Source organism: Streptomyces dioscori, assembly GCF_003024195.1.
GTDB classification, from domain to species: domain Bacteria; phylum Actinomycetota; class Actinomycetes; order Streptomycetales; family Streptomycetaceae; genus Streptomyces; species Streptomyces dioscori.
The window spans coordinates 188846-201638 of record NZ_KZ679057.1 but is presented as its reverse complement, the minus strand read 5'-3'; the positions used below and the strand labels follow the sequence as shown (position 1 = coordinate 201638).

General features: G+C 72.8%; 11 protein-coding genes and 1 pseudogene. All 12 read right to left on the bottom strand.

The annotated features are described in order from the left end of the window. Window positions 1-72: 72 nt before the first annotated feature. Window positions 73-417: a DUF3140 domain-containing protein gene (locus tag C6Y14_RS38625; RefSeq protein WP_107021567.1), complete on the bottom strand. Its 345-nt coding sequence runs from the start codon at window positions 415-417 to the stop codon at window positions 73-75. Further along, window positions 414-653: a hypervirulence associated TUDOR domain-containing protein gene (locus C6Y14_RS38620; protein WP_225891494.1), complete on the bottom strand. Its 240-nt coding sequence runs from the start codon at window positions 651-653 to the stop codon at window positions 414-416. The genes C6Y14_RS38625 and C6Y14_RS38620 overlap by 4 nt, the downstream gene beginning before the upstream one ends. A 131-nt stretch (window positions 654-784) precedes the next feature. Further along, window positions 785-1801: a S66 peptidase family protein gene (locus C6Y14_RS38615; protein ID WP_107021565.1), complete on the bottom strand. Its 1017-nt coding sequence runs from the start codon at window positions 1799-1801 to the stop codon at window positions 785-787. 100 nt (window positions 1802-1901) lie between these two features. Continuing rightward, window positions 1902-2915: a DNA topoisomerase IB gene (locus C6Y14_RS38610; RefSeq protein ID WP_107021564.1), complete on the bottom strand. Its 1014-nt coding sequence runs from the start codon at window positions 2913-2915 to the stop codon at window positions 1902-1904. Between the two features lie 164 nt (window positions 2916-3079). Beyond that, the gene (locus tag C6Y14_RS38605; protein WP_107021563.1) at window positions 3080-4309 is read right to left on the bottom strand and encodes a spore photoproduct lyase family protein; all 1230 of its coding nucleotides are present in this window, start codon (window positions 4307-4309) and stop codon (window positions 3080-3082) included. A gap of 36 nt (window positions 4310-4345) precedes the next feature. Next, window positions 4346-5839 (bottom strand): annotated as a pseudogene (locus C6Y14_RS38600) (cryptochrome/photolyase family protein); the annotation flags it as partial. 492 nt (window positions 5840-6331) lie between these two features. Further along, window positions 6332-7096 (bottom strand): ANTAR domain-containing protein, encoded by a 765-nt coding sequence (locus C6Y14_RS38595; protein WP_107021562.1) that lies wholly within the window; start codon window positions 7094-7096, stop codon window positions 6332-6334. A 61-nt stretch (window positions 7097-7157) separates the two neighbouring features. Next, window positions 7158-7832 (bottom strand): ANTAR domain-containing protein, encoded by a 675-nt coding sequence (locus C6Y14_RS38590; RefSeq protein ID WP_159074393.1) that lies wholly within the window; start codon window positions 7830-7832, stop codon window positions 7158-7160. 109 nt (window positions 7833-7941) lie between these two features. Beyond that, window positions 7942-8805: a glycosyltransferase family 2 protein gene (locus C6Y14_RS38585; protein ID WP_107021560.1), complete on the bottom strand. Its 864-nt coding sequence runs from the start codon at window positions 8803-8805 to the stop codon at window positions 7942-7944. Next, window positions 8805-10190 carry a glycosyltransferase gene (locus C6Y14_RS45400; protein ID WP_225891493.1) on the bottom strand — a complete coding sequence of 462 codons (1386 nt, stop codon included), beginning with the start codon at window positions 10188-10190 and terminating at the stop codon, window positions 8805-8807. The genes C6Y14_RS38585 and C6Y14_RS45400 overlap by 1 nt, the downstream gene beginning before the upstream one ends. After that, entirely contained in the window at window positions 10187-11368 is a 1182-nt protein-coding gene (locus C6Y14_RS38570; protein WP_225891492.1) for a glycosyltransferase family 4 protein, read from the bottom strand. Before C6Y14_RS38570 ends, C6Y14_RS45400 begins: the two co-directional genes overlap by 4 nt. Then, window positions 11365-12375, bottom strand: coding sequence for a glycosyltransferase family protein (locus C6Y14_RS38565; protein WP_225891491.1), 1011 nt, complete (start codon window positions 12373-12375; stop codon window positions 11365-11367). Before C6Y14_RS38565 ends, C6Y14_RS38570 begins: the two co-directional genes overlap by 4 nt. Window positions 12376-12793 lie beyond the last annotated feature (418 nt).

The window sequence follows — 12793 nt, the reverse complement described above, 5'->3', positions numbered from 1 at the left end:
GGTTGACACCCGGGTCGGTCCGTTCGGACCGGCCCGGGTTTCGCGTTCAGCGGCGGTGTGGAACGCGCGTGATCACGCCTTCGGGTCGTGACCCCAGTTCATCAGCGAGTACCGCCACCGCGTGTCCGTGACGTCGCCCGAAGGGCGCTGCTTGAGGTGGCGGTGCACATAGCCGACGACCTTGCGCATGTGGGCGACGTCGTCGTCGGTCAGGTCGGCCTTCTTCTTCTCCAGCAGGCGGACGATTCGGCGTCCGGACGCGTGGCCCACGCTCTCGCCGCCGCCGTCCGACTGGCCCACGCTCTTCGAATCGTCCGTGTCCAGCCACTTCTTGAGGGCAGCGGGCGTCATGTTGACGGCGTCACCGAACTCCTTGACCGTGTCCGCACGATCGGTGTCGGTCTTGCCGCCACTCATGAGCCGCCGCTCTTCTTGCGCAGCGAGCCGGGCTTGTGGACGGCGTTGCGGCCGGACTTGTCGCTCTCGACCTCGTACTGCGGCTCGTCCTTCGAGGCCTTGACGGTACGGCCCGCCACCTCGGCGTGGCCCGTGATCTTCTTCTTCACCTTGCCGGGGACGGTCTGCCCATGACTGCTCCAGGAGACCTTGTCCCCCTTGCTGAGCTTCTTGTCCTTGTCCTTGTCCTTCGCCACGATCCGCACGCTCCCTCGACCTCGGCCTCCGCGATGAAGGGCCCTTCCCACTGTCCGGCTGTTCGGGGCAGGGCGCATGTCGGCGGTGTCCGGGTGGTCGGCGATGCTCCCGGTGCCGCCGGTGCCGCCGGTCAGCGGTCCTCAGCCGGCGCGGCCGGCCCGGCCGCCTCGACCGCCGGTTCGAGCAGGGACAGCGTCCGGTTGTCCGCGTCCACTTCCGCGCGTACGCCGAGGGGCAGCGGCAGGTTCGGCGAGGTGTGGCCGAAGTCGACCTGGGCGAGGACGGGGATGTCACGCTCCCCCAGGACGTCGAGCACCACCTCGCGCAGACCGACCTCCTCCCCGCCGTCCTCCCAGGGCGTGACCTCGTGCGGGATGCCGACCACCATGCCGGCGATGCGGTCCAGCACACCGGACAGCCGCAGGGTGTGCAGGTCGTACCAGATCCGGGTGACCGGCCGTTGCAGCTCCTCCCAGAACAGGATCGCGCCGTCGAACCCTTCGGCGGGCAGGGCGAAAGGGGTCGCCTGCACGTGGACCAGGCGGTTCAGCAGGCCGCCGAGCAGCGGTCCCTGCGCGCGGCCCGGCCGCCAGGTCTCCCACGTACCCCCTGCCGGCAGCGCACCGGGCGCCTCGGCCCGGGTGAGCACACGGGTGTAGAGGTCGACCAGTTCGGACCGGCGGGCCTCGTCGCCCAGCGTGTACCAGTCGCTGCCGAACCCGTGGGTGACGATGTCGGCGTGGAAGCCGACGAGGCCCGTCCTGGCGTACAGGGCCATGTGCAGCACGGAGATGTCGCTGTAGCCGAGGATCGGCTTGGGGTCGGCCCGGATCGCGTCCAGGTCGATCAGATCGAGATAGCCGATCGTCGCCTGGCCCCCGGTGTGCGCGACGACGGCCCGCACCTCGGGGTCCCGGAGCAGCGCGTTCAGCTCGGCGGCCTGTTCCGCCGGGACGCCCGCCGCCCACCAGCGGCTCCGCGCGGTGTCGACCGTCGGGCTGACCCGCACCCGGAAACCCATCCGCTCCAGGATCGCCACTCCGCGGGCGAGCAGCGGCTCGTCCCCGGGCTCCAGCCGGTCCGAGGGCGCGGTGACGGCCACGAGGTCGCCGGGACGCAGCGCACGGGGACGACGGATCGTGGGCATGGGGCCTCCTTGTTGATCGACAAGGGCGGACAACCACGCGCGGTCCGCCGGTATTCCGGCCGTCGCGGTCCGCGGTGTTCCGGCCGTCGGGGTGCGGCTTCTAGGTGCTGAGCAGGCTCAGCACGGCCTCTTCCACCGGCTGCGTGGCGAGTGCGCCCGCCACCGGGACGGAGCCCAGGGATGTGAGGGCGGGGGCGATCGTCCTTCCCTCGTCGAAGAGCTCGAACAGGCGCGGGTTGATGTAGGAGGCCCGGCACACGGACGGTGTGTTGCCGAGGTACCCGGCGACCTCGCGGACCGCCCGTGCGGCGGCCCGCTTCCGGGCGGTCGGGGAGGTGTCCGCCACCTCGGCCGACACCGCGAGCGCGACGGCGGCGAGCACCGTGGCGTGCCAGGTACGGAAGTCCTTGCTGGAGATGTCCAGGCCCGCGAGGTCACGCAGGTGCCTGTTCAGGTCGGTCGCGTCGATGGTGTGCCAGCTGCGCGACTCGTAGTACGCGAAGAGGTGCTCGTCGTCGTCGCGGCGGCGGAGCAGGGCCCGGACGCCGCTGTAGACCTGTTCGTCGACGATCTCGCGGCAGTAGCGGCGCCCGCTCTTGGCCGCGTAGTCGAAGCCGACCGCGCCCTTGCTGCAGGTGACCTGGTGGCGCCGTACGGTCGTCAGGCCGTAGGACTCGTTCGTCTTCGCGTACCGGTCGTCGCCGACGCGGAAGAAGCCGAGGTCGAGCAGGCGGACGGCGAGCGAGAGCACCCTCTCGCGGCTCAGGCCCGAGCCTTCGAGGCCCTTGCCGACCTGCCGTCTCACCTCCGGCAGGGCGGCGCCCACCTCCAGGATGCGGGTGTGCTTGGCGGCTTCCTGCTTCTCGCGGAAGAGGGGGTGGTAGAGGTACTGGCGGCGGTCGGCCTCGTCCGTGCCGACCGCCTGGATGTGGCCGTTCGGGTGCGGGGAGATCCACACGTTCTGCCAGGCCGGCGGGATGACGAGATCACGTACGCGCCGCGTCTCCGGGCCGTTCGGCAGGGCCTTGCCCTTGGTGTCGAGGTAGCGGAAGCCACTGCCGTGGCGGCGCCGGCCGTAGCCGGGGCCCGTGAGATCACTCGTCCGGAACCGCATCGCGCTCCTCCTCCGTGCACCTACGCGCTGCGGGACCGCGACCCGCACGGAACGTGGTTCCCTTTCCCACCCGTCTCAAAAGGCCCACCAGCCGCAAAAGGCGTACCTGTCTCAGCAGGCGCACTCGTCCCGCAAGGTGCACTCGTCCCGGAGACGTAACCGCCTCAGAAGGCGTATCTGATACGCAGCCACGGCGCATGCGCTGCCAGCAGTTCCCGCAGTCGCGCGAGAGCCCGCTGCTTGGTCTCCAGGGCGTAGCGGACGTTGAGCGCCCCGTTCTGCGAACGCTTGGTCTCCTGGATCTCCGGCTGCCACAGCAGGTCCTCGGCGCGCGGGTGCCAGCCGAGGTTGACCTCGTGGAGTGCCTGGTTGTGGGTCAGCATGATGATTTCGGCCGCCGCCTGCTCCTTCACCCGGGCGGGCAGGACGTCGTCGAGGTGGCGGAGCAGGTCGGCCCAGTCCCGCTCCCACCCCGGGCGCAGCACCACGGGCGAGAGGTTGAAGTGGACCTCGTACCCGGCGTCGAGGAAGTCGGCCGCCGCCGCGATCCGCTCGGGGACCGGGCTCGTACGGATGTCGAGGAGCCGGGCGTCGTCGGCCGGCATGACGGAGAAGCGCACGCGGGTGCGGCCCTGCGGGTCGAGCGCGAGCAGGTCGGGGTTGACGAACTTGGTCGCGAAGGACGCCTTCGCGGTCGGCAGGCGGCGGAACGCGGCGACGAGATCCGCGGTGTTGTCGCAGACCAGGGCGTCGACGGAGCAGTCACCGTTCTCGCCGATGTCGTAGACCCAGGCCTCGGGGTCGCACTGGTTGGGTTCCGGTTTGGGGCCCTGGGCGCGGACGTGCCGCTGTACGTGGGCCACGATCGCCTCGATATTGGTGAACAGGGTGATGGGGTTGGCGAACCCCTTGCGGCGGGGGACGTAGCAGTACGCGCAGGCCATCGCGCAGCCGTTGGAGGGGCCGGGGGCGATCCAGTCGGCCGACCTGCCGTTGGGGCGCGTGCTGAGGCTGTGCTTGACGCCGAGGACGAGCGTGTCGGTCTTGATGCGGACCCAGCGGGCGATGTTGCCGTCGTTGCCGTGCAGGGAGGGGATGCGCCAGTGGCCGTCGACCTCGGTCACCCGCACGCCCGGCAGCCGGGCCATGATCTGCTGCCCGCGCGGGGAGTCGAGGGCCGCCGGTTCGGCGTACACCTCCCGTACGTCGAGCATCCGGCGGGCCTGGGGGCTGTCCCGGAACGCGTACAGCCCGTGCGCGGTCCCGCCGGTGCTCTCGCTCCCGCCGGTACTTTCGCTCCCGCCCGTGCTCGCGCTCCGGCCCGTGCTCGCGGGCCGCGCGGGTGCCGGTGCGGTGTCCGACCACTCGAAGAGCGGTGGTTGTTCGGGCTCCACGTGCTGTTCCTCTCCGGGCGGGGGTGGGCCGGGGGATCAGTCCCTGCGGTCGCGCTCCTGCTCCAGCAGCTCTTCGAGATCGGTGAGGCGGTCGAGCCCCCGTACAGCCTGCGTCATCCGCGGGTTGTGCTCGAACCGGGCGCGGTGGCGGTGCAGGAGGTTCCAGTACCCGGCGGTGAAGGGGCAGGCGTCCTCGCCCACCCGCACGGTCGGCTTGTAGCGGCAGGGGCCGCAGAAGTCGCTCATGCGGTTGATGTACGCGCCCCCGGACGTGTACGGCTTCGTGGTCATGCGGCCCCCGTCGGCGTACTGCGACATGCCGACCACGTTCGGGACCATCACCCAGTCGTAGCCGTCGACGAAGCTGCGGTGGAACCAGTCGGTGACGGCGCCGGGCTCCCACCCGCGTTGCAGGGCGAGACTCCCGAGGATCATCAGCCGGGGGATGTGATGCGTCCAGCCGGTCTCCCTGACCTGCGCGAGGACGTGGGAGAGGCAGTTCGCGTCGGTCGCCTCCGGGGACAGGTCCGTGAACCAGTCGGGCAGCGGCTCGTGGTGCCCCAGGGCGTTGCTCTCGCGGTACCGCGTGCCGAAGTGCCAGTAGACGTGCCAGACGTACTCGCGCCAGCCGGTGATCTGCCGGACGAACCCCTCGGCGCTGTTGAGCGGCACGTCTCCCGACCGCCAGGCCGCCTCCGCCCGCTCGGCGCATTCGGCGGGGTCGAGCAGGCCGAGGTTGAGCGAGGAGGAGAGCAGGCTGTGGCTCATCGTCGTGTCCTCGATGAGCACCGCGTCCTCGTACGCCCCGAAGGTCGCGAGCCGGTGTTCGACGAAGCGGTGCAGCGCGGCCAGTGCCTCCCGGCGGGTGGCCGGGAACCCGCGCGGCCCGTCCTCGCCGACGAACTCGACGTCCCCGTCGCGCGACCAGCGGTCGAGGTCGGCCCGCACCTCGTCGTCGATCTCGCTCTCGCGGGGGTGGTACGGGGCGGGCACGCCCAGGTCGGTGGCGCCGCGCGGCGGGGGCTGCCGGTTGTCGTGGTCCAGGTTCCAGCGCCCGCCGGCCGGCTGGTCGCCCTCCATCAGCAGGTCGTGCGTCTGGCGGACCCAGCGGTAGAAGTCCTCCTGGCGCAGCTGCTTCGTACCGCGGCCGTCCGCCCAGCGCCCGAACTCGTCGTGCGTGACGAGGAAACCGCGGGCCGGCAGGACACGTACGGAGGGCAGGGAGCGTACGAAGGCGAGGGCCGCGTGGGACGTGGGGTGGTGGACGGTCACCGGGGCGTCCCCCACGGCCTCGCGCAGCCCCTGGCGGTAGGTGTCCGCCTTGACGTACCGCACGCGGTCACCGAGTTCGGCGGCGCGGTGGCGCATCGCCGACAGGATCAGATGGGCCTTGGCGCGGTGGAACCGCCGTCGGCGCAGGACGCTGCGGGCCTCGATCATCAGCAGGGGCACGTCCCGGCGCGGGCCGCCGCGGGCGGGATCGACGAAATGGGGGCCGAGCTGGTCGCCGAAGAGCCAGTGGTGGGTGCCGGGCTCTTCTTCGTCGTTTCCGGTTCGGGTCCCGGTCCCGGTTCGGGTTCCGGTCCCGGTTCGGGTTCCGGTCCCGGTTCGGGTTCCGGTCCCGGCCCCGGCCCCGGTCCGGGCAACTTTCCCGGTCCCGGCAGCTTTCCCGGTTCTGGCAGCTTTTGCGTTTCCGGCAGCTTTTGCGGTTTCGGCAGCTTTCGCGGCCGCGTGCTTCGTCATGCCGTGTGCTCCGTCGACGAGTCGTCGCCTCGTCGGCGCCCTGCGCGGCGCGACGCTTTCCTCCGCAGATCAAAGCGCACGACGGCGCGGGCGGTACGCGGCACACGCCGGGGTGATCCCGCTTCTCGCGAAGCCCCCGGCACCACGACCGACCCGCGCCCGGACGTCGTTGCACGGCCCCGTCCGGCCACACTCGGCGGCCGCGGTCGCCACACAGGGGCACACGGGGGCACATGAGGTCACACGGGGCCACCTGGGGGGCACATGTGGCCCCATGGTTCACTCGGTGTCCGCCGTGTTCGCCCGCGGCAGTACGGCCGAACTGCGCAGCGTGGAGCCGGTGTCGATGATGTCCCGGGCGACACCGCTGAGCAGCAGCCGGTGCTGCCGGGCGTGGCGGCGCATGATCTCGAACGCCTGGTTGAGGCTGATGTTGCGGCGGGCGGCGAGCAGCCCTTTCGCCTGTTCGATGATGATGCGGCTCTGCAGGGCCGTGTGCAGTTGTTCGTTGACGGTGTCCTGCTGCCGGATGGTGCGGGCGTGCAGCAGACCGATGGTGGCGGCGTCGGTGAGGGTCTGGGCGAGGGCCAGGTCGTCGGCGTCCAGGGGCCGGTCGGCGGAGCGCAGGAGCAGCAGGCTGCCGATGGTCTCCTGGCGCAGCCGCATCGGCAGGGCGGTGGCGAGGGAGTAGCCGGCCTGCCGCAGGTGAACGGTGAACTGCGGCCAGCGGGAGTCCGCTTCGCCGGGACGCGCGTCGCCCCGCCCGTACGCGTCGACCGCGCGGGCGGTGCGGTGGGCGTCCACCGCCGGGCCCTCGCCGCAGGCGAACTCCAGTACGCGCTCCAGGGCGGGACTGGGATCGCAGGGCGCGGGGCTGTACAGCCGGGGGCCCGTGTGCGACAGGAAGACCGCGGCATCCGTGACGTCGAGGAGTTCCTGGCAGCGGACCGTCATCTGCTGCAGGAAGCCGATGACGTCGAAGTCCTCCACCAGCGTGTCGGCGAGTTCCACGAAAGTGCGGGCGATGTGCTGCTCCCTGCTCATGGGCAAGCTCCTTGTCCCCCGCACAGGGTTTCCCCTGCGTGGTCGACCAAGTCTGGTCGTGTCATCGCGGTAGCTCCCGCTGGATGATGTCCCGGGCGGTGTCCGTCAGGGTCCGTCCGGAGGTGTAGGCCTGGCTCCGCAGCCGGTCCAGGGCCTCGGCCAGCGATACGCCGAGTCGCGCGCTGAGGACGCCGGTGGCCTGGTGCACCTCGGCGCGGTGCAGGTCCACCATGCCCGTGTGGCCGCGGCCGTTGCGTGCGGCGGAGGTGGACGGCCAGTTCTGGAGCACCTGCTCGGCGAGTGCGTCGGCGACCAGCCAGCCCTCGGTCAGCTGCTGCCGGGTGAGCGGGCCCGGCGTACGCCGGTATCCGGTCATCGTCCCGGTGCGGACGGCGCCGATGTGCACGGGCCAGACGAAGAGCGCCGCGATGCCGAGCTCCTCCGCCTCGGCGGCGAACTGCGGCCACTGCCGTGCCAGCAGCCGTCCGACGTCGGGCACCTGCCGTACCTCTGTCTCGTCCTCGATCAGCAGACCGGGGCCCTGCCCCAGGACGAACTGCATGTCCTCCAGCCGTGCGCTGGTGCTGTCGCTGAACCACACCAGCTCCCGTCCCAGAGAGACCGCGATCCCACCGAGGCCGAGAGCGTGTGCGCAGGCGACAGCCCACTCACGGCGCTCCTCCTCGTCCGCCGTTGGAGACAGACTGTCCAGCAGTCCCCTGACAGTGGCACCCATGTCGCCGCGCACCGCCTTCCTGACGCTTCCTGTGCGGGGTCGGCCGCACCGGGACAAGCGTAGCGACCCACACACCGTGCGTGACAGCGCTTGGGTCAACCGCTTCGGATCAGGAGGACCGCGGAGGTCCGCCGGGGGCCGGGGTGCGCTCCCAGCGCAGTGCGGAGCGGTCCCAGCGGATCAGGCCGCGCTCGGCGAACTCGTCGAGCCAGCCGCGCATCGGCCACCAGCCCCAGCGGCGGTGGAAGATCTCGCTGTTGCGCAGGATGTCGTGCAGGTGTCCCACCGGCGGGCTGGAGGTCGGGTGGTACTGGTGGAAGGCCGGGGCGCCGCCGACCCAGGTGAGCCGGACACCGGCCGCGCGGGCCCGCTGGCCGAAGTCGGTGTCCTCGCCGCCGTATCCCTCGTACTCCTCGCAGAAGCCCCCGACCGAGTGCCAGGTGTCGGCGGTCAGCGCGAAGGACAGCGACCAGAACAGGGTGTGGTCGGCGCCGTCCCACGTCTCGCCGGCGCCGGGGGCGGGCCGGGCGGGGTGCGGTTCGGCGAGCGCGGGGAGGTCGGCGAGCCGGTAGCCGCCGACCGGGTCCGGCGGGGGCGGGAGATACCCGACGGTGCCGCAGAGCAGGGAGCGGGGGCGGGCGGACTCGCGGGCCACCTCGGCGTACCGCTCCAGGAGCCTGGCACCGGGCACGCAGTCCACGTCCAGGAAGACCAGCAGTTCGGCGCCGCGGGCGAGGGCGTGGACGGCGCCGAGGTTGCGGGCTCGGGCGAGCGGCAGCTTCCCGTCCCGCACCGGGCAGCCGACGACCGCGGCGAGGGGCCGCCGCCCGGCGACGACGGCACCCAGTCCCGGGTCCCCCATCGCGACGACGACGTACTGCTCGGGCACCCACGTCCCGCCGCCGAGCCCGGCCTGCTGCAGAGCGAGATGCCCGTGCCGCCCGGCGGCGAGGGTGATCACGGCGGTACGCATCAGGGGGCGCCCGGGGTTCGCGGGGCGGCGGGGTGGTCGGGAGCGCCGGGAGTTCGCGGGGCGGTCGGGTGGTCGAGAGCGCCGGGAGTTCGCGGGGCGGTCGGGTCGTCGGGGCCGCCGAGGTCTCGTGCAGGGGCGGTGAACCCCGCCGCCTCGGCCAGGGCGGTAGCCGCCCGGATCGCGCCGTCGCCCGGGGCCCAGCGGGACCAGCGGTCCCCGCCCTGCTCGTAGGCCTGTTCCAGGAGGGCGGGCCAGGCGTCGGGCGCAGGCCAACGGGGAGTGACGACCGCGAGGTCGCCGCGGGTCAGGGCGCGGCCCGTGGCGGCCTGTTCGCCGAAGGGGCGTTCCTGGGGGACGACCACCGCGGGGCGGCGCGCGGCGGCGCACTCGGCGAGCGCGTTCTGGCCCGCGTGGGTGACCACGACGTCCGCCGCGCACAGGGCGGGCCACGGGTCGGCCGACCAGCCGCCCTCAGGACCGCCGAGCGTCGTCCACTCCCAGCCGGGCGTGGCCGCCCGCGCGGCCTTCACCTCGCCGGGTGAGACGTCGGTCCCGCCCGCACCCATCAGGAGCAGCACCTTCCGGGGCGTACGCGCCGAGTCCGCGGGCGACAGGTCCGTACGCGACAAGTCCGTGGGCGACAGGTTCATGGGCGACGGGTCCGTGGGCAACGGGTCCGTGGGCAACGGGTCCGTGGGCAACAACTCCGTACGTGACCGGTCCGTACGTGACCGGTCCGTACGTGGCCGGTCCGTACGTGGCCGGTCCGTACGTGGCCGGTCCGCGCGTGACAGGTCCGTACGTGGCCGGTCCGCGCGTGACAGGTCCGCGCGCCCCGGGCCCGGGGCGCGCACGGCGCGCGGGCGGCCGTCGAAGCGGGAGAAGGCGCCGGTGTGGACGGTCCTTGCCGCCCAGTGCGCGGGCCAGCCCGGTTCGGGCAGCGCGGCCGGCCAGGGGGCGAGAAGGAGTTCGGCCAGGTCGTACGCCATCCGGTGCGGCGGGTCGGTACGGTCGCCCCGCATCGCCGCCACCGCGACGGGTGTCCCCAACAGCCGTGCCAGCAGCGCCACTTCGACGGACACGTCGGACATCAGGAGCCGGGGCGAGGCCGCCTCGATCCACCGCGCGACCAGCGCCATGCGGCCACGGAGCCCGGCGTGCCCGACGGGCGCCCAGTGCAGCCGTCCGCCCGCCGTCACGTCACCGAAGCCGGCGGGGTCGCCGTCGTCGTCGCGGGGCAGCCGCACCCACTGCCCCGGCCAGGGCCAGTCCTGGGGCTCGGGCAGCGTGGACAGACCCGTCACCGGGACGGGGCAGTGCGCGGCGACGGTCCGGGCGCGGTTCAGATGGCCGCTGCCCTGGTGGTGGACGTAGTAGCCGATCACGCCGACACCGAGCGGTAGAAGCGCTCGTAGCTGCGGGTCATGACCTCCATGGAGCAGAACTCCTCCGCGTGACGCCGCGCGTCGGCCCGGGAGAGGGCGGTCGTCGGCTCGACGGCCGCCGCCAGCGCCGTACGGTCGCCGGGCTCGACCAGCCGGGCGCAGTCGTCCGTGACGATCTCCGGCAGCGCGCCGCGCGCGAACCCGCACACCGGCGTACCGCACGCCAGCGCCTCCGCGATCACCAGTCCGTACGGCTCGTCCCAGCAGGGCGAGACGACGGCGGCGGCCGAGGAGCCGACCAGTTCGCACAGTTCCGGCTGGGAGAGGTGGCCCGCGTACGTGATCGTGCGGTCCAGGCGCGGACGGATGCACGCCTCGAAGTACTCCGTGTCCCCCACCGGTCCGGCGAGCCGCAGCCCCCGCCCCGCCAGACGCGCGGCCTCGATCGCGAAGTGCGCGCCCTTCTCGGGCACGATCCGGCCCGACCAGACCAGTTCCTCACCGCCGGGTCCCGGGTGCCAGCGCTCGGTGTCGATGCCGTTGCGCACCACGGTCGCGGCGGGCACGACGTGCCGCCAGGCCGCGGCGGTGTGGTCGCTGACCGCGCTGAACCGCATGGGGCAGTACGGCGGCGCCTGGATGGCCGACTCCAGCCACGGCGTGGGCGGGGTGTGCAGGGTGGTGACGACCGGCACGGAGAGCACGGCGGCCATCGCCACCGGCAGGTAGTGCAGGCTGTTGTTGTGCACGATGTCGTAGCGCGCCGGCGCACGGGAGAGGTCGAGCATCAGCTGCAGGTAGGCGTGGTGCTCGGCCAGCCAGTGCGCCGCCACCATGCTGGTGTCCCGGCAGGCGGCCTCGCTGATCCGGGGCGGCCGGAACGGCATCTCCACCACCCCGAGACCGGGGTCCGAGCCGGGCCCCGCGAAGATCGTGACCTCGTGACCGCGGGCGCGCAGGGCCTTGGACAGCGTCCAGGTGTGCGCTTCGAGGCCGCCGGCGAACGGATCGCGGATCGGATGCCGGGCGGAGGCGATCAGGGCGATCCGCAGCGGCGTCCCCGCGGACGTCCATGAGGACGACCACGAGGACGACCGCGAGGACGACCGCGGGGGCGTCCACGAGGGCGTGGCGGGGCCGGGTGGTCGCGGGGGTGGCCGCTCGGCGGACGGCGTCACAGCAGGTCCGCGTAGAGCGTTTCGTGTTCGCGGGCGAGCATGAGGCGTTCGGCCCGCCGGTCGGCCGGGTCGGCCCGCCACAGGGGCCGCTCCTCGTAGGCGGTGCGCACCGCGTCCCGCAGCGACGCCTCGTCGAGCCCGTCCCGGTCGTGGCCGTAACTGAGACAGGGCCGCTGCTCCGCGTAGAACCCGCAGGTCGGCGCGAGGACGGTGGTACCCAGGTCGTGGCACGCCTCCAGCCAGCCCGAGTGGGTGCCGAAGCGGTAGGGCAGCACGGACACGTCGAGGTTGATCAGATAGTCGTAGAGCGCGTCGTCGTCGAAGTAGTCGTGGACGTACAGCCGCAGCCGCTTGTTGCGGTCCATCTCGCGCAGCTCGTCGAGCACGCCGGGCGCGTGGTGGTGACTCGCGGGATCGTCGATCTCCGGGTGGCAGTCGACGCGCAGCACCGCGTCGGGCAGTTCCGCCAACGCGTCCGCGAGCACCCGGGCCACCGGGAGCGGGTCCATGTTGGCCCGGATGCTCTTGGCGTGCAGACCGACCGTGAACGTGTCGCGTACGGGCCGGGGGCGCACGAGGCCGGCCTGTCCGACCACGTGCGGGTGCGGCAGGATCAGCGCGGTACGGCCCCAGCGTTCGGCGATCTCGCGCGCGGCGCCCGGGGTGAGCGTGACGAGCCGGTCCGCGGCGGGGACGAGCACGTCCAGTTGCGCCCGGTGCTCGCCCTCGTCGCGGTGGTGGGGGTTGACGAGGTCGTGGACGGTCTGGACAAGCGGTTTGCCGTTCCGGCGCAGGGCTTCGACGAAGTCGTGCAGCGCCTGCGGGGTCTGCGCGTCGAAGCCGAAGTGAAGGTGGAAGACGTCGAAGGTGTCGGCGTGCTCGTCGACCCAGTCCGCTTCGAGCATGACCGGCGGCCACCACTGCCCGACCCTGCCGGAGGCCCCGCCGGGCCGCGGATCGACCAGCCGGACCACGCGGTCGCCCCCGGGAGGGGCCAGATGACGCACGTACACATGCCCGGCGGGGACGGAGGCAACTCGGATGACTCTTCCGGGGGTGGGCGGGGCGGGGGTACGTGTGGTGGGGGTAGGTGTGGTGGGGGTAGGTGTGGTGGGGGTAGGTGTGGTGGGGCTGGGCGTTGCGGGACCGGGCGGCGTGGGGTGGTGGCGGGTGGCCGGTTCAGGCACGGGGGGCTCCTCGTTCGGTCACGCCGGAACGCCGGGAATGCTTCGGATGCTGCGGATGCCGGGGCGGTGGGGGCCGCCCGGGGGCATCCCACCCCCGCGCATCCCACGGTCCCCCGCCGCCCGGTTCGCAGCATGCGGGACAGGACCGTCCGGGCGAGGGCGGGCCGCTCCTCCCCCGGTACTCGGCCCACCCCCTCGCCTCGCTTCCTGGTCTGCCCGGGGCCGCTCCGGGGAAGGA

Coding starts and splice junctions, on each gene's coding strand:
- C6Y14_RS38610 (WP_107021564.1), bottom strand. CDS start 2,915: ATGCGGTTCCGGACGAGTGATCTCACGGGCCCCGGCTACGGCCGGCGC.
- C6Y14_RS38625 (WP_107021567.1), bottom strand. CDS start 417: ATGAGTGGCGGCAAGACCGACACCGATCGTGCGGACACGGTCAAGGAG.
- C6Y14_RS38590 (WP_159074393.1), bottom strand. CDS start 7,832: ATGGGTGCCACTGTCAGGGGACTGCTGGACAGTCTGTCTCCAACGGCG.
- C6Y14_RS38595 (WP_107021562.1), bottom strand. CDS start 7,096: ATGAGCAGGGAGCAGCACATCGCCCGCACTTTCGTGGAACTCGCCGAC.
- C6Y14_RS38585 (WP_107021560.1), bottom strand. CDS start 8,805: ATGCGTACCGCCGTGATCACCCTCGCCGCCGGGCGGCACGGGCATCTC.
- C6Y14_RS38615 (WP_107021565.1), bottom strand. CDS start 1,801: ATGCCCACGATCCGTCGTCCCCGTGCGCTGCGTCCCGGCGACCTCGTG.